Source organism: Halolamina sp. C58, assembly GCF_051195095.1.
Classification (GTDB): domain Archaea; phylum Halobacteriota; class Halobacteria; order Halobacteriales; family Haloferacaceae; genus Halolamina.
The window spans coordinates 517,387-538,260 of the sequence record NZ_JBNTJY010000002.1; the positions used below are offsets into that span (position 1 = coordinate 517,387).

Annotated in this window: 24 protein-coding genes; 13 read left to right on the forward strand and 11 right to left on the reverse strand. The window is 69.7% G+C overall.

Annotated elements, in window-relative coordinates; translation table 11 throughout:
- Window position 1: 1 nt before the first annotated feature.
- The 3 genes from ACQUSM_RS13275 to ACQUSM_RS13285 are packed head-to-tail and all read right to left on the reverse strand — an operon-like array spanning window position 2 to window position 2,930.
- Window positions 2–838 carry an ABC transporter ATP-binding protein gene (locus ACQUSM_RS13275; protein WP_435119313.1) on the reverse strand — a complete coding sequence of 279 codons (837 nt, stop codon included), beginning with the start codon at window positions 836–838 and terminating at the stop codon, window positions 2–4.
- Entirely contained in the window at window positions 838–1,680 is an 843-nt protein-coding gene (locus ACQUSM_RS13280) for an ABC transporter ATP-binding protein (protein WP_435119314.1), read from the reverse strand. The genes ACQUSM_RS13275 and ACQUSM_RS13280 overlap by 1 nt, the downstream gene beginning before the upstream one ends.
- Entirely contained in the window at window positions 1,680–2,930 is a 1,251-nt protein-coding gene (locus ACQUSM_RS13285) for an ABC transporter substrate-binding protein (protein ID WP_435119316.1), read from the reverse strand. The genes ACQUSM_RS13280 and ACQUSM_RS13285 overlap by 1 nt, the downstream gene beginning before the upstream one ends.
- Window positions 2,931–3,070: 140 nt before the next feature.
- Between ACQUSM_RS13285 and ACQUSM_RS13290 the strand changes: the two genes are divergently transcribed.
- Both ACQUSM_RS13290 and ACQUSM_RS13295 read left to right on the forward strand, forming a co-directional pair.
- A complete protein-coding gene (locus ACQUSM_RS13290) occupies window positions 3,071–3,469 on the forward strand; it encodes a universal stress protein (protein WP_435119318.1) in 399 nt (132 codons plus the stop codon).
- A 65-nt stretch (window positions 3,470–3,534) separates the two neighbouring features.
- Complete coding sequence (locus tag ACQUSM_RS13295) at window positions 3,535–4,701, forward strand: acyl-CoA dehydrogenase family protein (protein ID WP_435119320.1); 1,167 nt, start codon at window positions 3,535–3,537, stop codon at window positions 4,699–4,701.
- 9 nt (window positions 4,702–4,710) lie between these two features.
- On the opposite strand, the gene ACQUSM_RS13300 is transcribed toward ACQUSM_RS13295, so the two are convergent.
- Window positions 4,711–5,133 carry an HIT family protein gene (locus tag ACQUSM_RS13300; RefSeq protein ID WP_435119322.1) on the reverse strand — a complete coding sequence of 141 codons (423 nt, stop codon included), beginning with the start codon at window positions 5,131–5,133 and terminating at the stop codon, window positions 4,711–4,713.
- A gap of 170 nt (window positions 5,134–5,303) precedes the next feature.
- Here ACQUSM_RS13300 and ACQUSM_RS13305 point away from each other — a divergent pair, with 170 nt between their 5' ends.
- Window positions 5,304–5,687: a hypothetical protein gene (locus ACQUSM_RS13305; protein ID WP_435119323.1), complete on the forward strand. Its 384-nt coding sequence runs from the start codon at window positions 5,304–5,306 to the stop codon at window positions 5,685–5,687.
- A gap of 44 nt (window positions 5,688–5,731) precedes the next feature.
- On the opposite strand, the gene prs is transcribed toward ACQUSM_RS13305, so the two are convergent.
- Genes prs through ACQUSM_RS13320 form a run of 3 tightly spaced genes read right to left on the reverse strand, consistent with a single transcriptional unit; the run spans window position 5,732 to window position 8,254 of the window.
- Window positions 5,732–6,598 (reverse strand): ribose-phosphate diphosphokinase, encoded by an 867-nt coding sequence (prs, locus tag ACQUSM_RS13310; protein ID WP_435119324.1) that lies wholly within the window; start codon window positions 6,596–6,598, stop codon window positions 5,732–5,734.
- Window positions 6,599–6,651: 53 nt separating this feature from the next.
- Window positions 6,652–7,512 carry an HVO_0234 family beta-propeller protein gene (locus ACQUSM_RS13315; RefSeq protein WP_435119325.1) on the reverse strand — a complete coding sequence of 287 codons (861 nt, stop codon included), beginning with the start codon at window positions 7,510–7,512 and terminating at the stop codon, window positions 6,652–6,654.
- A gap of 49 nt (window positions 7,513–7,561) precedes the next feature.
- Window positions 7,562–8,254, reverse strand: coding sequence for a type I 3-dehydroquinate dehydratase (locus tag ACQUSM_RS13320; RefSeq protein WP_435119720.1), 693 nt, complete (start codon window positions 8,252–8,254; stop codon window positions 7,562–7,564).
- A gap of 79 nt (window positions 8,255–8,333) precedes the next feature.
- Here ACQUSM_RS13320 and ACQUSM_RS13325 point away from each other — a divergent pair, with 79 nt between their 5' ends.
- Both ACQUSM_RS13325 and yjjX read left to right on the forward strand, forming a co-directional pair.
- Window positions 8,334–9,083 (forward strand): cobalamin-binding protein, encoded by a 750-nt coding sequence (locus tag ACQUSM_RS13325; RefSeq protein ID WP_435119327.1) that lies wholly within the window; start codon window positions 8,334–8,336, stop codon window positions 9,081–9,083.
- A gap of 45 nt (window positions 9,084–9,128) precedes the next feature.
- Window positions 9,129–9,647 (forward strand): inosine/xanthosine triphosphatase, encoded by a 519-nt coding sequence (gene yjjX, locus ACQUSM_RS13330; protein ID WP_435119329.1) that lies wholly within the window; start codon window positions 9,129–9,131, stop codon window positions 9,645–9,647.
- 743 nt (window positions 9,648–10,390) lie between these two features.
- Here the strand turns inward: yjjX and ACQUSM_RS13335 are convergent.
- The gene (locus tag ACQUSM_RS13335; protein ID WP_435119330.1) at window positions 10,391–12,265 is read right to left on the reverse strand and encodes a flippase-like domain-containing protein; all 1,875 of its coding nucleotides are present in this window, start codon (window positions 12,263–12,265) and stop codon (window positions 10,391–10,393) included.
- Between the two features lie 207 nt (window positions 12,266–12,472).
- On the opposite strand from ACQUSM_RS13335, the gene ACQUSM_RS13340 reads away from it, so the two are divergent.
- Window positions 12,473–12,721 carry a DUF7123 family protein gene (locus ACQUSM_RS13340; protein WP_435119332.1) on the forward strand — a complete coding sequence of 83 codons (249 nt, stop codon included), beginning with the start codon at window positions 12,473–12,475 and terminating at the stop codon, window positions 12,719–12,721.
- Between the two features lies 1 nt (window position 12,722).
- On the opposite strand, the gene ACQUSM_RS13345 is transcribed toward ACQUSM_RS13340, so the two are convergent.
- Together ACQUSM_RS13345 and ACQUSM_RS13350 are read right to left on the reverse strand one after the other, a co-directional pair.
- Entirely contained in the window at window positions 12,723–13,019 is a 297-nt protein-coding gene (locus ACQUSM_RS13345; RefSeq protein ID WP_435119334.1) for a DUF7577 domain-containing protein, read from the reverse strand.
- 67 nt (window positions 13,020–13,086) lie between these two features.
- Window positions 13,087–13,686: a winged helix-turn-helix transcriptional regulator gene (locus ACQUSM_RS13350; protein WP_435119336.1), complete on the reverse strand. Its 600-nt coding sequence runs from the start codon at window positions 13,684–13,686 to the stop codon at window positions 13,087–13,089.
- A gap of 96 nt (window positions 13,687–13,782) precedes the next feature.
- Between ACQUSM_RS13350 and ACQUSM_RS13355 the strand changes: the two genes are divergently transcribed.
- Window positions 13,783–13,968, forward strand: coding sequence for a DUF7312 domain-containing protein (locus ACQUSM_RS13355; protein ID WP_435119338.1), 186 nt, complete (start codon window positions 13,783–13,785; stop codon window positions 13,966–13,968).
- A gap of 88 nt (window positions 13,969–14,056) precedes the next feature.
- Entirely contained in the window at window positions 14,057–14,968 is a 912-nt protein-coding gene (locus ACQUSM_RS13360) for a PhzF family phenazine biosynthesis protein (protein ID WP_435119340.1), read from the forward strand.
- A 173-nt stretch (window positions 14,969–15,141) separates the two neighbouring features.
- Here the strand turns inward: ACQUSM_RS13360 and ACQUSM_RS13365 are convergent, their stop codons facing one another.
- Window positions 15,142–15,312 carry an HVO_0758 family zinc finger protein gene (locus ACQUSM_RS13365; RefSeq protein WP_435119342.1) on the reverse strand — a complete coding sequence of 57 codons (171 nt, stop codon included), beginning with the start codon at window positions 15,310–15,312 and terminating at the stop codon, window positions 15,142–15,144.
- Window positions 15,313–15,570: 258 nt separating this feature from the next.
- Here ACQUSM_RS13365 and ACQUSM_RS13370 point away from each other — a divergent pair, with 258 nt between their 5' ends.
- From ACQUSM_RS13370 to ACQUSM_RS13390, 5 genes are all read left to right on the forward strand, one after another.
- Entirely contained in the window at window positions 15,571–16,794 is a 1,224-nt protein-coding gene (locus ACQUSM_RS13370) for a 4Fe-4S ferredoxin N-terminal domain-containing protein (protein WP_435119344.1), read from the forward strand.
- 73 nt (window positions 16,795–16,867) lie between these two features.
- Window positions 16,868–18,196: an NrfD/PsrC family molybdoenzyme membrane anchor subunit gene (gene nrfD, locus ACQUSM_RS13375; protein WP_435119346.1), complete on the forward strand. Its 1,329-nt coding sequence runs from the start codon at window positions 16,868–16,870 to the stop codon at window positions 18,194–18,196.
- Complete coding sequence (locus ACQUSM_RS13380) at window positions 18,193–18,426, forward strand: hypothetical protein (RefSeq protein ID WP_435119347.1); 234 nt, start codon at window positions 18,193–18,195, stop codon at window positions 18,424–18,426. The genes nrfD and ACQUSM_RS13380 overlap by 4 nt, the downstream gene beginning before the upstream one ends.
- A 48-nt stretch (window positions 18,427–18,474) precedes the next feature.
- Complete coding sequence (locus tag ACQUSM_RS13385; protein WP_435119349.1) at window positions 18,475–19,581, forward strand: P-loop NTPase; 1,107 nt, start codon at window positions 18,475–18,477, stop codon at window positions 19,579–19,581.
- An 84-nt stretch (window positions 19,582–19,665) separates the two neighbouring features.
- Complete coding sequence (locus ACQUSM_RS13390; protein ID WP_435119350.1) at window positions 19,666–20,874, forward strand: MFS transporter; 1,209 nt, start codon at window positions 19,666–19,668, stop codon at window positions 20,872–20,874.

Consider the following 20,874-nt stretch of genomic DNA (forward strand, 5'->3'; position numbering starts at 1 on the left):
GTCAGTCCACCCCCGTGTACACGCGGGCGACTTCGGGGTCGTCGGTGACCGCCGCCGGCGGCCCTCGCGCGATGACGCCGCCTTTCTGCATCACGATCATCCGGTCGGAGACGGCGGTGACGACCTCCAGGTCGTGTTCGATCATCACCAGCGTCATCCCCTCCTCCTCGTGGAGATCGGTCAGGAAGCGGATCATGTCGTACTTCTCGTCGAACGTGAGGCCGCTCATCGCCTCGTCCAGCAGCAGCACGTCGGGTTCGAGCGCGAGCGAGCGCGCGAGGTCGACCCGGCGCTGGACGCCGAGCGGGAGCGCCGACACGGTCGCGTGGCGGTGCTCCCAGAGCTCGAGGTAGTCGAGTATCTCCTCGACCCGGCGCATGTTCCGCGCCTCGACCTGCCGGCCCTTGCCGTAGAACAGCAGCGACGACAGCAGGTTCGGCCGCTCGTGGACCGCACGCACGGTCATCACGTTCTCGAGGACGTTCTCCTCCTCGAACAGCTCGAGCCCCTGAAACGTCCGGGCCAGCCCCTTTCGCGCCCGGTAGTGGGCCGGGCGGCCGGTGACGTCCTCGCCGTTGAGGTACACCGCCGCGCCGGGGTCCGGCGAGTAGAAGCCGTTGAGGATGTTCAACAGCGTCGTCTTCCCGGCGCCGTTCGGGCCGACGATCGAGACCCACTCGCCGCTGTCGATCCCGATCGTCACGTCGTCGACGGCGGTGATGGAGCCGAACGTCTTCGTCACGTCGCGACAGCCGATGACGGCATCCTCCGGCGGGACGTTGGCGCCCTCACGGAGCGACGCCGCACGCTGGTCGGCGGCCGCGTCCTCGGCGCTCATCAGGTCCACCTCTTCCGGATCTTGTAGTGCCGGATATCCGTGTACCGGGAGTCCTCGCTCGACGTCCCGAGGTAGAACTCCTTGATCTCCTCGCGCTGGACCAGCTCGTCGGCCGGGTCGTGGAGTTCGATCTGGCCGTTCTCCATGACGTAGCCGTAGTCGGCGATGTCGAGGGTCCGCTTGGCGTTCTGGTCGGCGACGATCATGGTGATGTCCTCCTTCTCGTTGATCTCGACGAGCGTCTCGAAGATGTCCTGAACGAGCTTCGGCGCCAGCCCCAGCGAGGGCTCGTCGAGCAGGAGCAGCTCCGGCCGGTGGATGAGCGCCCGGGCGATCACCAGCATCTGCTGTTGGCCGCCGCTGGCGTACCCCGCCTTCAGGTCCATGATCTCCTTCAGCTGCGGGAAGTAGTCGAACGCGATGTCGTAGTCGTCCTCGTCGAACCGGAAGCGGCGGCCGCCACGGTAGAGGCCACACCGGAGGTTCTCCTCGACGGTGAGATCCTCGAACACCCGGCGCCCCTCGAGGATGTGGGTGATGCCGCGGTTCACCATCTCGTTGGCGCCGAAGTTGGTCACGTCCTCGCCCCGGTAGAACACCTTCCCACGGCTGACTTCGCCGCGTTCGGTCCGCCCGATACCGCTGATCATCTTCAGGATCGTCGACTTCCCGGCGCCGTTGGGGCCGAGCAGCGCGACGATGTCCCCCTCGTCGACGGACATCGAGACGCCCTGCACCGCCAGGAAGTGGTCGTCGTAGACGATCTCGACGTTGTCGAGCTCGACGACGGCCCGTTCGGCGTCGGACTCGGGGGTCCCGGCCGCTTGCGATTCGGCCGTCATCACAGTCCGATCCACTCGTCACGCCGGGGGAGCTCGACGGTCGTGTCGAAGCTGAGCGAGCCGTCGGTCACCTCGAACAGCCGCCCGGTCATGGTGGGCCGGCGGTCACCCTCCTCGTAGGTGAACGGTTCGGCGAGCCCCTCCATGTCGTCGTCCTCGATGCCGAACATCCCGTTCCGGGCGTTCACGCCGCTGGTCGGATCGTCGTCGTTCTCGATGGCGTTCTGGAGCCCCTTCAGCGCGAGCAGGGCGTGGATCACACCGCGAACGTAGTTGAGCTGGGCCACCTCGGGGTTGTCCATGCTCCGGTCCTCGCGCTCGAAGTTGGCCTCGATGATGTCGGCGCCGAGGCCGTCGCTGTCGAGCGCCCCCTGGAACGTCTTGAACGCGTTGACGTAGCGGACGCCCTCGAACAGCTCGGGCGACTCGGAGACGACGCGCTCGTCGACGGTGTAGGTGAGCCCACACACCGTCACGTCCGGGTACACGTCCTCCTTGTCCTGCAGCAGCACCCGCATCGGCGCGGAGGTGTTCTGGTGGATCAGGTAGTCGACGTTGCCGTCCTTGGCTTGCCGGAGCTGGGTGGTCGCGGAGTTGGCCGTCAGCGGGAGGTTGATGTCCGAGCCGACCTCCAAGCCGAGCTCCTCGGCGTACTGTTTGCCGCCCTCGACCGGCGCCTGCCCGAACGGGTTGTTCGAGAAGATGAACGCGATCTTGGCCTCGGGGTCGTTGTCGGCGATCCACTTCAGGTGCGCACGCGCCTGACTCGTGTAGTCGAGGTTGCCGAAGAAGTTGTACGGCGCCTCGTCGGTCAGCAGGTTCGCGGAGTACGACGCCGAGATGTAGACGATCTCGTCCTCGGCGACGGTGCCCGAGAGCGCCTCGGTGTCGGCGGTCCCCCAACCGATGATCATCGGCGGCTCGTCGCCGGAGGTGTACTCCTGATAGAGCTGCTGGGCCTCCGGTACCTCGTAGGCGTAGTCCTCGTTGGGGTGGTCGATCTCCCGCGAGAGGAGGTCGTTCTCGTTGATGTACGCGATCGTGTCCCGGGAGCCGATCGCGGTCGGCCGCCCGACGTCGGACGTGCCGCCGCTCTCGTCGTAGATCCCCGGGACTGTGACGGCGTTGGAGTTTCCGCCGCCGCCAGCACAGCCCGCGAGTCCGAGCGCGACGCCGCCGGCCGCCGCACCTTTCAGGAGCCGTCGCCGTCGCACCATCGTCTCGAACGTGTCCTCATCGTTACGTGGCATTGTATAACACGCAACTATGGAGGTATACATCATATTTAATGGTTGGGTTGAGTTCACCGCCGGATCCCGCCGACACGAACGTGTCCGGCGGGTTCGCTCCGGGGAAACAGTAAAACACTCCCCCGCCTATTTCGTGGGATATGTACACGTTCCTCGTCGGGATCGACGCCGACGAATCCCGGGCGCTCGCACAGGCCGAAACGCTCGCCGAGCTCCCGCTGGCGGCGGACGCGGTGCGTGCGGTTCTCGTCCACTCCTTCGAGGAGAAGACGAAGGGGAGCACCGTCGAACAGGTCAAGGCCGTCCGTGTCGCGCGGGACCGACTGGAGGAGGCCGGCATCGAGGTCGAGCTCGAGGGGTACGGCGGCGACGCCGTCAGGGCGATCCTCAACGTCGCGAACGAACACGACGCCGACCAGATCGTCCTCGCCGGGCGGAAGCGGACGCCGACGGGGAAAGTGCTCTTCGGCAGCGTCACCCAGAGCGTCATTCTCGACACGGAGCGGCCCGTGCTCGTCTGTAGCGCCGACGAGGAGTGAAACGGGGGCGGCTGCCGGCCGCAAGACCAGTACTAATGTATCGGGGGCGCGTGTGAAACACAACCATGGATTTCGACAGTAGCTCCGAGCAGGCGATGATCCGTTCCACCGCGAGCGAGATCGCGTCGCAGTTCGGGCCGGCGCACTGGCGCGAGAAGGAGGAGAACGGCGAGTTCTCCGAGGCGTTCTGGGACGAGCTCGGCGAGGCGGGGTTCCACGGGCTGTTGATCCCACAGGAGTACGAGGGCGCCGGAATGGGGATGCAGGAGATGGGGGTCGCGATGGAGACGCTGTGTGCGGAGGGGTGTGGGATGGCCGGCACCTGGTACCTCGTGCTCACGGCCGGGATGGCGGCGGTCGGCATCCGTGAGCACGGCACCGAGGAACAGAAGGAGCGCTACCTGCCCGACATCGCGGCCGGCGACCGCAACTTCTCGATCGGCATCACCGAGCCCGAGGCCGGGACGAACACGCTGAACGTCGCGACCCGCGCCGAGAAGGACGGCGACGAGTACGTGCTCAACGGGCAGAAAGCGTGGATCACGTTCTCGGACCGGGCCGACAACATGATCCTCGTCACGCGGACCACCCCCCGCGAGGCGGTCGATCGCGGCACCGACGGGATCAGCCTCTTCGTCGTCGACATGGACGATCCGGGGATCGACGTGGAGCCGATCGACAAACACGGCATCAACTACTCGAAGTCCTGTGAGGTGTTCATCGAGGACGTCCGGGTTCCCGAGGCGAACCTGCTCGGCGAGGAAGACCGGGGCTGGTGGCCGTTGGTCGACATGCTCAACCCCGAGCGGATCGGGTTCGCCGCCGCCGGCACCGGCATCGGGAAGCTCGCGGCCGAGACGGCGATCGAGTACGCCAACGACCGCGAGGTGTTCGGGCAGCCGATCGGCGGCCACCAGGCGGTCTCCTTCCCGATCACGAAAGCGTACGCCCGGATGGAGGCCGCCGCACTCATGCGCGACAAGGCGGCGTGGCTCTACGATCAGGGCGAGGACTGCGGCTACGAGTCGAACGTCGCCAAGGCCACCGCCGTCGAGGCCGGCATCGAGGCCGTCAAACAGTCGATGCAGGCGTTCGGCGGCTGGGGGTACGCCACCGAGTACGACGTCGAGCGCTGGTGGCGCGAGATCAACCTCACGCGGCTGGCGCCCGTGAGCCAGCAGATGGCGTACAACCACATCGGGCAGGAGCTCGGCTTCCCGAAGTCCTACTGAGCGACCGCGTCAGTCGCCGCGGATCGTCGCGGCGATCTCGTCGAGCTCCTCGTCGGTGGGCGACTCGCTCCGCGGGGAGATCGAGTGGAACGAGCCGCCGCCGTCGCCGTCGAACCGCGGGACGAGGTGGACGTGCGTGTGGGGGATCTCCTGCCCGGCGGCCTCGCCGTCGTTGATGCCGATCGAGACCGCGTCGGCGTCGACGGCGTCCTCGACGGCCGCGGAGAGCTCGTGCACCACGTCGAACAGGTCCCCCGCCTCGTCGCTCGGGACGTCGTCCAGTCGCCCGTAGTGCTGCTTGGGCACGACGAGCGTGTGGCCGGGCGCGAGCGGGTTCGCGTCGAGGAAGGCGACGGCGTGGTCGGTCTCCGTCACGATCCGGCCGGGGATGTCGCCGGCGACGATGCTACAGAAGATGCAGTCTTCGGCCATGCGCGGGCGTTGGACGGCTCGGGGCATGAAACCTCGGGCCAGCCCCGACCGCCGGCGCTCCGCGGTACGGGAAGCTCCCGGAATCCGCCCTATCCGGAGTGGAGAGGCCGGTTCGTCAGTCCGGGGAAAACCTTATTCCTCGCCGATCTATTGGTGGATTGAGAATACGAATGGGCCAGTGTCGCTTCACGTTCGACCGAGCGTCGGGGGAGGAAGCGCCGGAGTCGCTCGACGGCTGGTCGTGTCCACACGAGAGCCACCCGGACGCGGAGCGGTGCGTGTTCCACCTCTCGCCGGCCGAACGCGAGGAACTCGGCGTCGGGGACGAGGCGGTGCTCGACGCGTTTCTGGATCGGGCGCTCGGGTCGGGCGAGGAGCCCAAACAGTTCGTCGGCGCCCAGTTCGGGGAGATGGACCTGCGCCGGCAGATCGTCGCCGCCGACGATCGGCACCCGATCGACCTTCGTTCTGTAACACCGACTTCGTCGGCTCGCCGGCGAGCGAGCTCACGCGCTGGCTCGCGAGTCTGGAGGCGTACTTCGGCGCGCTGCTGATCGCGCTCGTCGTGTTCGTCCTCGGCCGGCGCGTGGCCCGGTAGTCAGACGAACTCGGCGAGCACCGGCGCGACGGAGACCGCCGACACGTCGCGCTCGACCGTGTCCGTCCCCCAGATCCCGGCCAGCCCGGCCCGTTCGAGCTTCGTCCGTGCGTTGCCGACCAGCAGCGGGTGGACACAGACGACGAACGCTCGCCCCACCTCCCGGTCGTGAAGTGCGTCGATCGCCTCGCTCATCGTCGACCCCGTGGCGACGATGTCGTCGACGAGCACCACGTCCCGGCCCGCCACGTCCGTGTTCCCCGGCGATATCTCCACGTCGCCGGTGTCGTAGTCCCGCTCCTTCTCGAAGTAGTCCGCGGTGCCGGCGCCGTAGGCGTCGCGGGCCCGCTCGGCGATCGCGATCGCCCCCTCGTCGGGCGCGACGAACACCGGGTCCGCGAGATCGTCGGGCAGCGGTTCGGCCAGCCGCGGCGCGGCCGCGACGGTCTCGCAGGGCACGTCGAAGAAGTCGGCCACGTCCGGTTCGTGGGGCGAGACGAGGAGCACGCGGTCGGTGCCGGCCGAGATCGCGCCGGCCACCGCGCGGGCCGAGACGGGCTGGCCCGGCGTGAACGCCTCGTCTTGCCGGCCGTACCCCATGTAGGGCAGCACCGTCGTCACCTCGGCCGCGCCGGCCTCGCGGGCAGCGTCCTGCAGCTGGAGCAGTTCGAGGTGGGCGTCGCTCGTGAGCGTCGACGCGACGACGACCGCGTGCGTGCCCGCCAGCGCGTCCGCGTCGGCCTCCGTCAGCGCCGCACAGAGCTCGCCGTCCGGGAACTGGTCGTAGGTCACGCGCGCGAGGTCGTGGTCGGTCGCCGCCGCCAGCCGCGCGGCGAGCGACTGGGAGTGCGAGCCCGGGAGTATCATGCGCGAGCCTCGCGCCCGCGCCGGTAAACACGTTTCCGTTAGCTCCGAGCGTGCTACTCGATCGACTGCGGCCCGGCCGCGATCGTTCGCACGCCCCTCACACCGATCGCACGCGACCGCCACCCGTCACCGGCGTTCGCGAGCAGCGAGCCCGATCCCGTGGCGGCGACGACGGCCTCGGCGGTGTAGGTGAAGTCCGTGATCCGGCCGTCGGTCGGCACGTCGAGTTCGGTCCACTCGCTGCCGTCGGTCGCGCGCCCGAGGACGGTCTCGTCCACTGCGACGGCGTGGGCCTGCTCCCCGTCGGTCGCGACTGCCTCGTGTGCCCCCTCGCGGGCCAGCATCCAGCCGTTGCCGAGTTCGTACAGCCCCTCGCCCGTCGCCGCCAGCGGCGCGCCGCGGGCCGCCACGTCCCGCGCGTCGTCGAGGCCGGCGTGGTCGACGCCCGAGGCGGTGAGGCGGTGCACGCCGTCGGCGGCAGCGAGGAGCCGGCCGTCGAGCCCACGGGGGTCGTCGACGCGGCCGAGATCGGTCCAGTCGGCGTCCGCGATCGACGCCGCGAACTCGCCGGCGGGAAGCGGGAACCGCGCGATCCGGCCCGACTCGTCGACCGCGGCGACCGACCGCTCGGGGCCGTCGACGAACGAGACGCCCGTCGCGGGTCCGAACCCCGTCTCGTGGAACCGTTCCGGGTCGGCGTCGGGCGCGAGCAGCAGCGACTCGTCGGTCGCGAGCGCGAGCGTCCCGTCCGGGCCGGTCGCGAGGTCCCGCGCCGTACAGCGGTGAGCCAGCGAGAACTCGCCGACGGCGTCGTCGGAGAGCTGGGCGACCACCAACCCCTGTTCCGCGGCGACGAACACCGGGGTCGGCGTGGCGGCGTCGTCGTACACCCGTTTCTCTCTGATGGTGGGCATAGCCACGAGTTCGGCTCCCGGCCGGCAAAAACGGTCCCCTCTTTATCGGCTACTGGGAGCGAAGCCGATCGACCAGCTCGGCGAGCGTCACGAGGTCGTACTGCCCGGGTGCGGTGGCATCCGCGGCGTGAACGGGCGCGTAGCCGATCTTCGAGCCGTAGAGGGGCGCGACGGCGCGGGTGTGCCGGCCCGCCTCGCCCATCGCCATCGTCGCGACGGCGTAGCCCGCGGCGTCGGCGGCGTGCGTCGCCGACAGCAGCGCCAGCGCGTCCTCGCGGTCCTTGGCCGTCACCGCGAGCTTCCCCACGTCGCCGGCCGACGCGCCCGCCGAGAGCAGCGATCCCATCGCCCGCTCCGAGGGAGTCCGCTCGAAGTCGTGGACCGAGACGACCACGCTGACACCCAGGGACTCCGCTTCGTCGGCGACCGCCGCGGCGCGCTCTGACCGCCGGAGCGCGGCGAGTTCGAGATCGACCGCCGCGACGGCGTCGTTTCCCAACGCGGCTTCGAGCGCGTCGAGTCGGGCAGCCTCCGCCGCCGCGTCGCTGCCGTCGGCCTCACCGCCCTCCCACGTGGGACGGTTCGTCACCAGCAGCGGGAGCTCGCCGTCGTAGCCCGCGAGCTGCTCCAGAGGGGCGGCCGCGAGGTCCATCCGGAACTCCACGAGGTCGGCGACGCCGCGGGCCGCGCGCTCGTCGGCGAGGTCGGCCGTGGCGGCGACGAGGGTGAACGAGTCGAACACGGTCGGGGAGTGGGGCCGGGGGATCATACGGGTTCGGGCTCCCGCGGAGTATTTCCCGGTCCGGCCCCCACCACCGCCAATGCGACTCGTCTCGCTGGCCCCGAGCGCGACCGCCACGCTCGTCGCGATGGGCGCCGCCGACGAACTGGTCGGCGTCACGCACCACTGCGACCTCTCGGACGCGGCCGCGGCGCCGGACCGCGTCGGCGGCTGGCTCAACACGGAGTTCGACGCCGTGGCGGCGCTCGACCCGGATCTCGTGCTCACGAGCGACCCGCTCCAGCGCGACACCCGCGACGAGCTCCGGGAGCGCGGGCTCGCGGTCCACCACGCCGAACCGGAGACGCTCGACGACGCCGTCGACGGGTTCGCGGCGCTGGGCCGCGCCGTGGGGCACGCCGCGGCGGGCGAACGGCTCGCGACCGACGCGCGCGAGCGCCTCCGACGCGTCCGCGAGGCGGTCGCCGACGAGCCGCGGCCGACCGTCTACTGCGAGGAGTGGGCCGACCCGCCGATGGCCGCGGGGAACTGGGTTCCCGAGGCTGTCGACGCCGCCGGCGGCGCGTACCCGTTCGCCGACCCGGGCGAGCGCTCCGGGGAGGTGACTCGGGAGGCGGTGGCTGCCGCCGATCCCGACTACGTGATCCTCCACCCCTGCGGGAAGGGCGACCGCGCGGACCCCGAGGCGTTCCGGGCGCGGGACTGGGGCCTCGACGCGGAGATCCACGTCGTCGACGACTCGCTGCTGAATCAGCCGAGCCCGAACCTGCTTGCCGGGATCGAGCGGCTGGCGGGGATCCTGCACGGGTACGACGAGCCGGCCGACTGAGCCGGAGCCGCAACCGACAGGAGCCCCGGGCCCCGAGCGGGTCCCATGCGACTCGCCGTCGGCAGCGGGAACCCGGTGAAGCGTCGTGCGGTCGAACAGGCCATCGCGGAGACGATCGACGACCCGACGGTCGAGGCGGTGGCCGTCGACTCCGGGGTGAGCGAGCAGCCCCGCGGCCGCGAGGAGACCGTCGCGGGCGCGCGAAACCGCGCCCGGAACGCGCTCGCGGCCGGCGAGTACGACCTCGGCGTCGGGCTGGAGGGCGGCGTCGGAGAGGTGGCCGGGGCGGAGGGGCTGTTCCTGATCATGTGGGTCGCGGTGACCGACGGCGAGCAGGTGGGGCTCGGCAGCGGGCCGTCGTTCCGCCTGCCGGCGTCGATCGGCGATCGCGTGGCGGCCGGTGAAGAGTTGGGGCCGGTGATGGACGACGTGCTCGGCGAAGACGACGTGGCAGAGAAGCAGGGCGCCGCGGGGGCGTTGTCGGCGGGGGTGGTGGATCGCGACGACGCGCTGGCTGCGGGCGTGGCGGCGGCGATGGGGCCGTTCGTTACTGGTCGGTACTGAGTCGGGGTTGGGTGCGTCTGAGTCGGCTTTTTTGTGAGTTCTTTCGACGAGAGTAGCAACACCGTGAAAGCCCCTGCCCGCTCGACGGCTGCGACTCGCTGCGCGCTTCGGTCGCTTCGCTCCCTCCAGTGCTTGCGTCGTCTCGCTCGTCGAGCGGGCAGCCCCTTTCAGTCCCGCCGGTAGCCGCGGCCACACCCTCCCCAACCGACGCTGCCGCGCTGGCGGCTCACCACGAGGGTTCGCCGGCGCGGCAGCGTCCCTCGCGTGAAATTGGGCAGCCGACAGAGCGGCTGCCCGCACGCGCCACCGCGGATCGGCGCGAAGCGGGCGCGGCCCTGTGCCGCGTCATCAGAAATCTCCGATTTCTGATTGGCAGACGAGAGCTTCGCTCTCGTCGACGCCTCAGCGCGAGGGACGAGTGAGCGACTGAAAGGAGCGAACGAGTCGGTTGGGGAGGCGTGTGGGCTGTGCGGTCTGGGTGGGACTGAAAGGGGCTGTCCGCTCCGGGAAGGCGGGCGACGCAAGCACCGTGGTTCGAGAGACGCCTCTGGCGTCTCTCGTCATCACGAGAGAGCGAAGCTCTCTCGAACGACAGCGAAGCGAGGAGCGCAGCGAGCCCCCCGACCGGAGGGGACAGGGGCTTTCACGGTGTTGCGGACCACTCTCGAGAAACGAACGAACCGATCAAAGACACCGACGACAGCCCGAGCGACGACCTCTCCGTCTAAACCCCAGTATCCGAATCAAGCAGACTCCACCGACTCGACCTCCTCCATCTCCTCGGCTTCCTCCACCGCGGTCGTCAGCGAGACGTTCAGCGCGAGCATCGAGATCCCGCCGCCGATCATCGTCACCACGTTCTTCAGGAAGTGGTCGACGATCGCTGCGCCGAGCGCGACCGACGCCGTCACCGGCGTCAGCCCCGCGACGAGGAGGGTGAACGCCGCCTCGTACAGCCCCACGCCGCCGGGGCTCAGCGGCAGCACCTTCGCGAGGTTGCCGACCGACACCGCGAAGAAACAGATCGTCACGAGCGTCGCGGTCTCCAGCCCCGTCTCGAACGCCGCGAGCACGAACACCGCCGTGATCACGTCGAGCGTCCAGATCACCAGACTCGTCGCGCCGACGCGGGTGAACGCCTTCGGGTCGCCGCCGACCTGCTGCACGTCGCCGACGAACCGCTCCAGAGCGCCCGCGACGTAGTCCGCGTAGGAGTCCGAGGAGACCCGCTCGACGAGGCTGCGAATGCGGTTGCGGTCGGAGCGCGCCGAGAGTACGATCCCCGCGACCGCGGCGATCGCGACGACGGCGATGCCGACCGCGACGATCACCGCGTACTGCCCGCTACGGGAGGCACCCGTCACCGACTGGGCGACCCGTGCGAGATCGCCCGTGGCCGCGTAGCCCAGCAGCACCAGCCCCGCGAGCACGGTGATCGTGAGCAGGTCGAACACGCGTTCGGCCGCCAGCGACGCGAACCCCGAGGGGTACGGGATCCCCCGACGTGCTTTCACGACGTACGCGCGCACGCCGTCGCCGAGGCGGGCCGGGAACACGAGGTTCCCAGTCTGGGAGATGAACACCGCGCCGGTGAGGAAACTCAGTTTCTCCGTATACCCCAGCTCCGCGAGGATGTCGCGGTAGCGCATCCCCCGGAGGGGCCACGAGAGCGCGTACACCGCCGCCGCGACCGCGATCAACGCGGGGTCGGCGTCGGAGATACGGTTCAGCACCGTCCCGTAGTCGATGTACAGCGTCGAGAGCAGGAACGCGAGCAGCACCAGCAGCGCGCTGGCGCCCAGCGTCACCCACTTGTTCACCCGCGGCTGGACCGAGAGCTGCCACCACGTCCGGAGGATCTGACTCCCCATCCCGAACACGTCCCGCACGAGGTCGACTTTCGAGTCGCCCTTGGGCTCCCAGTCGACCGGGAACTCTGTCACCTCGAACCCCGCCCGTTGAGCGCGCACGAGCAGCTCCGTGTCCCAGAACCAGTGGCGGTCCTCCACGGCGTCGTGGACCGCCTCGAACGCCTCGCGGGAGATGGCCTTGAAGCCGCACTGGTGGTCCCGCAGGCCGGTTCGGAGGAACAGCCGGACCGCGGCGTTGTACCCCCGTGAGGGGACGCCGCGCTTCGCGGGGCGGTCGGCGACGTTGTCGGGCATCCAGCGCGAGCCCGTGGCCACGTCGGCGTCGCCGTGGCGGACGGTGTTCACCAGCTCCTCGAGGTGTTTCATGTCCGTCGCGAGGTCGGTGTCGAAGTACACCAGCGTCCCGCCGTGGGCGGCGTCGAACGCCCGCTCCAGCGCGCCGCCGCGGCCGAGTCGCTCGTCGCTGTGGAAGTGTCTGACTGCGGGGATCTCGTCGGCCAGCCGGTCGGCGATCTCGGGAGTCTCGTCGTCGCAGCCGTCCTCGGCGACGATCACCTCGAACGTGCCGGGGTCGAGGAACCCTTCGAGCGTGTCGACGGTGGTGCGGACCGTCCGCTCGATCGTGTCCGCCTCGTTGTACGCCGGGAGCACGACGCTGACCGCGATCCCGGCCGGATCGGGCCGCGTCGGGCCGTCGGCCCCCGCCGCCCGCTCGGCGGCGTCGCTCCCGTCGGCGGGGTCGTTCATGGCCGACGGTCGACGGGGGACGGGTAAGTAGCTTCTGAAGGGGTCCGAAACGGAGGCAGCGCGCCCGACCGGACGTTAGCCGAGCGTACCTGACGGTCCCGCGAGGGCAGTCCAAGCACCCGTGGCCGTGTCGAAAACCCCCCGACTGCGGCCGAATTAAGCCGCCGTACCAAACCCCTGAAGGGGGAACGGGCCGACCGTCGGCGTATGAGCCAAGCAGGCGTGGCGGCGAGCGCGGAGCTCTCGGAGAAGCAGACCCGCATCCTGAACCACCTGCGCGAGGCGGCCGGCGAGCGGACGTACTTCAAGTCGCGGCTGGTCGCCGAGGAGCTGGACATGACCGCCAAGGAGGTCGGCGCCAACATGCGGGCGCTGCTCGCGGCCGACCACGGCCTCGAGATCGAGAAGTGGGGCTACTCGTCGGGCACGACGTGGAAGGTCACGCCGGCCGAGTAGCTCAGAGCCGCCGCGCACAGCCACGACAGTAGCGGTAGGCGGGATCGTTCTCCGTCCCGCAGTGGCTGCAGCGTGTGGTCCCGTCCTCGGCGGCGGCCTCCCGGGCGGCGGCGGGGCCGCTCTCGGAGAGCCGCCGCCGGTACGCCGCGCCGTTTTCGTCCTCGCCGCCCCAGATCTCGGAGCCGGCCTGATCCGGCGCCTCGTCGATCTCGATCCGGGACATCATGAACCACAGCAGCGGCAGCTGTATCGCGATGGGGATCACCAACAACAGCCAGAGTACGGCTGTGTCGGGCATACGCGAACGATACGGGAGCCGCGGACTTATCGATTGGGAACTGTCCGCACGGAGAGACGTTCGCCCGTCACGGATCGTGGCTGATCAGGTCGGCGGCGTCGGCCGCCAGCGCGTCCGCGGCGGCGTCGAAGGAGTCGGCGTAGCGCACGAGCAGCGAGAGCAGCGTCTCGGGCTCCTTGAGCGCGTAGCCGTCCGCGCGCGAGAGCAGTCCCGCAGAATCGAGCGCGGCGGCGTGGCTGCTGACGGTCGCCCGGGAGACGCCGAGCTGCTCGGCGAGTTCAGCCCCCGTCGCGTCGGGATCTCGAAGCAGCGCGATCACCATCCCGCGCGGGGTGGAGCGCCGGAGGTAGCCCAGCGCCGTCTGCTCGAACGCCGAGAACCGGTCGGCGGGGTAGAAGCGACGGTAGTCGCCGTCGCGCCGGGAGACGATCGTCCCCTCCGAGAGCAGGCGCTCGACGTGGTGTTGGGTTTCGCCGGTGCCCAACTGGAGATCGTCGCGGAGCTTCGAGAAGTGCGCGCCGGGCGTCGAGGCGACGTAGCCGACGATCGCGTCCCGGGTGTCGCTGTCGCCGGCGTCGCCGCTGAACGCCGCAAACGGCGCGGCCGCGCCGGCGGCGGCGAACCGCTTGAGCGTCGCGCGCTTCTCCTCGTCGACGCCGCGTGTCACGAGTTCTCTTGGGGTGTTGGTGAACAAAGAGGTTTCGACCCCGGGAGCGCCGACCACCCACAACGGCTTTCCGCGCCGGCGACCTCCGTTCGATCGATGAGCGACGCCCGCGGGACGGACGGGGACGACGAGTGGGCGATCAGCCTCGACGACCTCGAAGAGGGCGAAGCGTCGGGGTACGAGCCCGCACCGATCGAGCCGGGCAACCCCACGGTCGAGGGAGTGGGGTTCGTCCTCCTCGGCGCCGTGCTGACGCTCGTGATTCTGTTCGGCGGGTTCTGAGCTCGCAGCGTTTTCGACGACCACGCCCCCGCGTGTTCGACGGCCCACAGCCCGCCACGTCTAAACCGGCCCAGGCCGACCCTCGGCCATGGAGAGCTACCGGACGCTTCTCGTCGACGCGTTCACGACGGAGCCGCTGGCGGGCAACGCCGCCGGGGTCGTGCCCGAGGCCGCCGGGCTGAGCGACGAGCAGATGCAGGCGATCGCGCGTGAGCTGTCGGTCTCCGAGACCGCCTTCCTGCTTCCCTCCTCGGAGGCCGACCGGAAGGTGCGCTACTTCACACCCACGCAGGAGGTCGATCTCTGTGGCCACGCGACGATCGCGGCCCACGGCGCGCTGTTCGACGACGGCGCGATCGACGCCGGGAGCTACACGCTGGAGACCGAGGTGGGCGTGCTGGAGATTCAGGTGACCGACACGGGTGCGGTGTGGATGACCCAGAACGCCCCCCAGATCTTCGAGATCGACCTCGACTACGGCGCGGCCGCCGACGCGCTGGGGATCGACGAGGCGGCGTTCAAGGACGTGGGCGCGGACCTCCCGCCCGCGTACGCCTCGACCGGGCTCCCGTTCCTGATCCTCCCGGTGAACTTCCTCGAACACCTCTCCGCGATGGAGCCCGACTTCGAGGCCGTCGAGGCGCTGGCGGCGAAACACGACACCGAGGGGATCTACACGTTCACGTTCGACGCGATCGGTCGGAGTCAGGACTCGACGCTACACGGCCGGGCGTTCGTCCCCGGCCTCGGCGTCGACGAGGACCCCGTGACCGGGACCGCCTCCGGCGCCTGTGGCGCCTACCTCGATCACTTCGCGGCGTTCGACGACGAGTTCCCCGAGCGGATGACGTTCGAGCAGGGCCACTTCCTCGACCGCGCGGGCTACGTCGGCGTGCGCGTCGACGGGCAGACGGTGCAGGTCGGCGGCGACGCGGTCGTGTCGCTCGACGGGTCGCTGACGGTGCCGGAGTACGACGAGGACGAGATCATCGAAGCGTAGCCAGTCACGGCGCGCGGCCTGCTCGGGCCTCCGTGCCCGAGCTACGGAGCGCCATGCCGTGACTGTGCGTAACCGATCACGGCTGGCGACCGACCGAGGCCCCCTGCCTCGGTCACGGAGCGCCTCGCCGTGACCGTGTCGAGTCAAACACGGCGCGCGACCGGCGACGCGAACTAAGGCAGCTCCTTCCACTCTCTCCCGCAGTCCGGGCATTTCCGGACGTTGTACACCTCGTCCGGCGGGTTCTCGGTGGCGAGCGTCTTCTCACACTCCGCGCAGTTGAGCCGCTGGTAGGTGTCCTTGTAGAGTTCGTCGTTGCGCAGCCCTTTCCGCGTGCTCTTCATACCCCCCGGTTCGGGTGCCAACGCAAAAAGGCCCCGCACGGAGCCGCACTCGATCGGGCGGTGGTCGATCGACCCGGACCGAGGCCTCCCGCGCTCCCGACGAGGAACCGCGTTGGACGAACATATTCGATTCTTCCCATCGCGTGAAAATCCGAGGGGTGTTTTTCGGGTTTTCACGACGGATTTCGAACGAAGCGCTCGCTGTAGCGAGCGGCAAACAGGCGACGTCGCGTCGGCCCGGATCGGAGGCTGATACGAATGCACGAGCCAGACGACGAGACCTCGATATCGATCGACGACGACGAACTGGACCGTATGGAGCGCGCCCTCGACGACACCGAGTACGACACCGAACTCGGCGTCGAGATGGCCAGAGACGCCCGGCGGGTCGCCGCGGGCGAGCTCTCGGAGGCGGAGTTCTACCGCCGCCACCACGAGGACGTCCTCGCGGAGTTCGGCGAGGACGACCGGGAGATCTCCGGCCTGCTCGACGGCGAGTTCGAGGGCGACGACATCGACGAGACGCTCTCCTCGCTGGCCGACCGCGAGGACCTCTCCCGCCGGGAGATCATGAAGAAAGGCGGCGCGGCGGCCGCCGCGCTGTCGATGTTCGCGGCCGCGAGCCAGCAGCCCGCGAACGCGCAGGAACAGGCGGGCGACGACGGGCCGCGCTGGGGGATGACGATCAACCTCAACAACTGCGACGGCTGTCTCGCCTGCGTCGTCGCGTGCAACGAGGAGCACGGCACCTCCCGGGGCGCGAACTGGATGTACGTGTTCACCTACGAGGACGAGAACCAGGGCGACGAGAACTTCCTCGTCCGGCCGTGCCAGCACTGCACGGACTCGCCGTGTACGAAGGTGTGCCCGGTCGGCGCGCGCCACACCCGCGAGGAGGACGGCCTCGTCCTCACGGACTACGACATCTGCATCGGCTGCCGGTACTGCGAGGTGTCGTGTCCGTACGGCGTCAACTACTTCCAGTGGGGCGAACCCGACGTTCCGGACTCCGAGATCCCCGACGAACACCAGATCGACGACCGCGGCAAGTGGGTCGGCGCACGCCCCCCGAAGGGCGTGATGGGCAAGTGTACGTTCTGTGTCGACCGGCAGGACGGCCAGATGGGCGAGGAGAAGGTCGGCACGACCGCCTGCGAGGAGGCGTGTGCGATGAACGCCATCCACTTCGGCGACCTGAACGACCCGGAGAGCGACCCGAACCAACATCTCCGCGAGTACCGCGACCAACAGGAGAACGACATGACCTACCCCAACCGGAAGGAGCACACCGTCTCGACGTTCAAGCTCATGGAGGAACGGGGGACGAGCCCGAACGTCCAGTACATCGGGAACGAGCCGTCGCCCCACGCCGAACAGGTCGAGGGGCCGGTCACGTACGAGGAGATGGGCATCGTCGACAACCGCAAGGAGGAAGTGCTCGACAACGGCGCGATGGCGAACGAGGAGGGGGAGCAGGCATGACGGTCGCTGACTCCCCCCCGAGCGATCGCGCGTCGGTCCCGCCAGTTGGCCGCCCCAACGGAGGTGAGCGGCCGTGAGCGTCGACGTCACCGGCGTCGATCGGGAGACGCTCGTGCGGCCCATCCAGACGCGCTCGAAGTACACGATCGCGGTGCTGCTGGCGTCGCTGGCCGGCATCGGCGTCTGGCTGTACTTCTACCTCCAGCAGCTCCAGCACGGCCTCGTCGTCACCCACCTCGGCGACTGGGGCTCCGGGGGCGGCGTCCCGTGGGGGCTGTACATCGGCGCGTTCATCTGGTGGGTCGGCATCGCCCACGGCGGCATCATTCTCTCCGCCGCGGTGCGGCTGCTGGGGATGGACACGTACCAGCCCGTCGCGCGGATGGCGGAGCTGTTGACGATCGCGGCGCTGTCCTGTGCCGGCCTCTACATCCTCATCCACGTCGGCCGCCCCGACAGGCTGGTGACGAGCGTCCTGCCCGCGTGGCCGACCCGGGTTCAGTGGTCGCCGCTGGTCTGGGACGTGACCGTCATCACCGCGTACTTCGTGCTCACCGCGACGTACCTGCTGTTGACGATCCGATACGACGTGGTCCGGCTGCGCGACCGGCTGCCGGACCGCTTCGAGCCGCTGTACGAGGCGCTCACGATCGGCTACACCGAGAAGGAGGACGCCGTCGTCGAGCGCATGGTCTGGTGGCTCGCGTTCGCCATCATCATCATGGCGCCGCTGCTGCTCCACGGCGGCGTCATCCCGTGGCTGTTCGCGCTCCTGCCGTCGATGGCGGGCTGGGCGGGCGGCGTGCAGGGGCCGTCGTTCCTCTCGATCGCGCTGACCTCGGCGGTCAGCGGGATCATCATCGTCGCCGCGGCGTTCCGGTACGCCTACGACTGGGCGGAGCTCATCCCGATGCAGGTGTTCTACGGGCTCTCGAAGTGGCTTGGCTTCTTCGGGCTCCTCTTCCTCTGGCTCCAGCTCCAGCAGGTGATCACCGGGATCTTCGCCGCGCCGACGACGCTCCAGCACGCGACCGAGGTGAAGCTCGCGACGCCGATCTACTGGGTCGCCATCGGGCTCGTGATCCTCGCGGAGCTGTACGTGTTCGCGGCCGCGCTGAAGGCGGAGCTGTTCACGATCCCGCGGATCGTCGCAGTGTCCGTGCTGGTGCTCGTCGGCACGCTGATCGAGAAGACACTGTTCGTGGTCGAGGGGCTCCAGCACGCCCACTTCCAGCTGTACGACGCCGTCCCGGGCGTGTACGTCCCCTCGGTCGTCGAGCTGTCGTCCGTCCTCGGCGCGGTCAGCATCGTCGTGCTGTTCTTCCTCGGGGTCTCGAAGGTGATCCCGGTGGTCGAACTGCACGCGATCGAGAGCGACCACGAGGAGGTGAGTGAGTCGTGATCCCGCTCTCGTCGGCGCCGTACACGCTGCCCTTCGTCGGGCCGGGCACGTACCTCATCTTCGGGATCGTGCTCCTGCCCGTCTACGTGATGGTGGCTGCGTGGTTCCTCGGCGACCCGAGCGACCGGCAGACAGCCGGCCTCGGACTCGCCTACCTCGCCGGGCTCACCACCGCGCTGTGGGGCGGCCTGTTCGTCGTCACGATGCTGATCAAGGTCGCATTCTTCTGAACGCGGCCCCGGAACCGCTCGCCAACCGCACACGACTTCACTCAAATCATGACCATCACCGCAACCGAACTCAGGGACCGACTCGGCGAGATCACCGACCCGCAGAACGGCGACGACATCGTCTCCATGGGGCTGGTCGACGAGGTCGCGATCACCGAGGACGCCGCGCGCGTCCAGCTGGCGTTCAACGCGCCGTACGCCCCGACCGAGATCGAACTCGGGAACGAGATCCGCGACGTGGTCGAGGACGCGGGGCTGGAGCCGGACCTGCGCGCGAGCGTCGACGACAGCCACGGCTTCGACGACGAGGTCCTGCCGAACGTGAAGAACGTGATCGCCGTCGCCTCGGGCAAGGGCGGCGTCGGCAAGACCACCGTCGCCGCGAACCTCGCGGCGGGGCTCAACGACCGCGGCGCCCGCGTCGGCATCCTCGACGCCGACGTGCACGGCCCGAACGTGCCCCGGGTCCTCCCCACGGAGAACGAGCCCGGCGTCACGCCCGAGGGCGATATCGTCCCGCCCGCCAGCGACGGCGTCCGCGTGATGAGCACCGACCACATGATGCCCGAGGACGACGACCAGCCCGCGGTGATGCGCGGGCCGATGGTGAACAACGTGATGATGAAGTTCGTGAACGAGGTCCAGTGGGGCCGGCTGGACTACCTCGTCGTCGACCTGCCGCCGGGGACGGGCGACGCGTCGCTGAACCTCCTGCAGACGCTGCCCGTCGCGGGCGTGGTCGTCGTCACGACGCCACAGGAGATGGCGGTCGCGGACGCTCGGAAGGGGCTGCGCCTCTTCGAGGAGCACGGCGCCCCCGTCCTCGGCGTCGTCGAGAACATGTCCGCGTTCCAGTGTCCGAACTGCGACGACACCCACGACCCGTTCGGCGCCGGCGGCGCCGACGAGATCAGCGAGGAGTACGACGTGCCGGTGCTCGCGGAGCTCCCCGTCCACCCCGACTTCGACAGCGAGGAGAGCGACGGGCCGACCGTCCGCGACGAGGACAGCGACGTGCGCGACGACCTCTTCGAGTTCGTCGACGCGACCGCCGACCGGATCGGCGAACTGAACCGCCGTGCGGTCGCCGACCACGTCGCCGAGCGCGGCGACGACGTGCCCACGGCGGCCGACACACCGAACGCCGACGCCTGAGCCGCGGCACCGGCCACTTTTTCGGGATCTGTCCGAACGCGAGCGATCCGGAACGCTTGACCCCACCCGTCAGTAAGCGACGCTGTGTCCCGCTCTCGGCTCTTCGGTGCACTCTGTGGCCAAGTGTTCCTCGTCAACCTCGTCCGGGTGGTGATGGCGCCGCTCGTGAGCGTGTTCATCGTCACCTTCGGCGTCGGCGAGGGGACCGCCGGCCTCGTCGCGACCGCGGTGTGGTACGGCAGCGCGGCCCCGCGGATTCCGACCGGCTACCTCCTCACGAAAGTCTCCCGCCTGACGGTCGTGCTCGCCGCGGGGCTCGTGCTCGCGGTCGGCGCGACCGCGGCCGCCATCGCGAACAGCATCCCGCTGCTGATCGTCGGCGGCGGCATGGCCGGGCTCGCCTCGGGGCTGTACTTCGTCACCGGGAACACGCTGGTCAGCGAGCTGTTCCCCGAGCGCGTCGGCCGGATGCTCGGCCTCCACGGCACCGCGAGCCAGCTCGCCGCCGCCGCCGCCGCGCCGATCGTCACGCTGGCGATCGGCTCCGTCGTCGACTGGACGCCCGTGCTGACCCTGCTGGGGCTGCCCGCCGACGAGCCGTGGCGGCTGGTGTTCGTCGCGATCGCGCTCGGCGGGCTGACGATCACCGCCGTGACGTTCGTGCTCTCCCGCGGGGAAGACCTGCCCGAGGCCGGCGCGAAGGACCGCGACCTCGTCGGCGCCGCCCGCGCGGAGTGGCGGACGATCCTGTTCGGGATCGCCGTCATGGGCGTGCTCGGCTTCGCGTGGCAGGGGATGTTCAACTTCTACCAGCTGTTCATGGAGTCCCGCGGCGTCGCGCCCGGCGTGGCGCGGAACTCGCTGACGCTGGTGTTCGCGGCCGGCGTCCCCGCGTTCGCGATCAGCGGCTCGCTGGCGGATCGACTCCCGCAGCCGGGGTACCTGCTCGGCGTCGCCGCCACGTTCGTCGTGCTCGTGTTCGTGCTGACGCTGGCGTCGTCGACCGCGGCGCTGCTCGCGGTGTCGGTCGCGCTTGGGTACACCGTCCACAGCCTGTTCCCGGCGGTGGACACGTACATGCTCGGCTCGTTCCCCGACCAGAACCGCGGGAGCGCCTACGCCGTCTTCAGCGGGCTGATGATGCTCGTGCAGGCGCCGGGCTCGTGGGTGATGGGGTCGCTCGCGGAGTCCGGCGTCGCCTACGTGACTGCGTTCCGCGTGCTGGCGGGCATCGTCGGCGTGACGGTGCTCTCGCTGCTGGTGCTCGGCCGGTTCGGTCGGCTGCCGGACTGA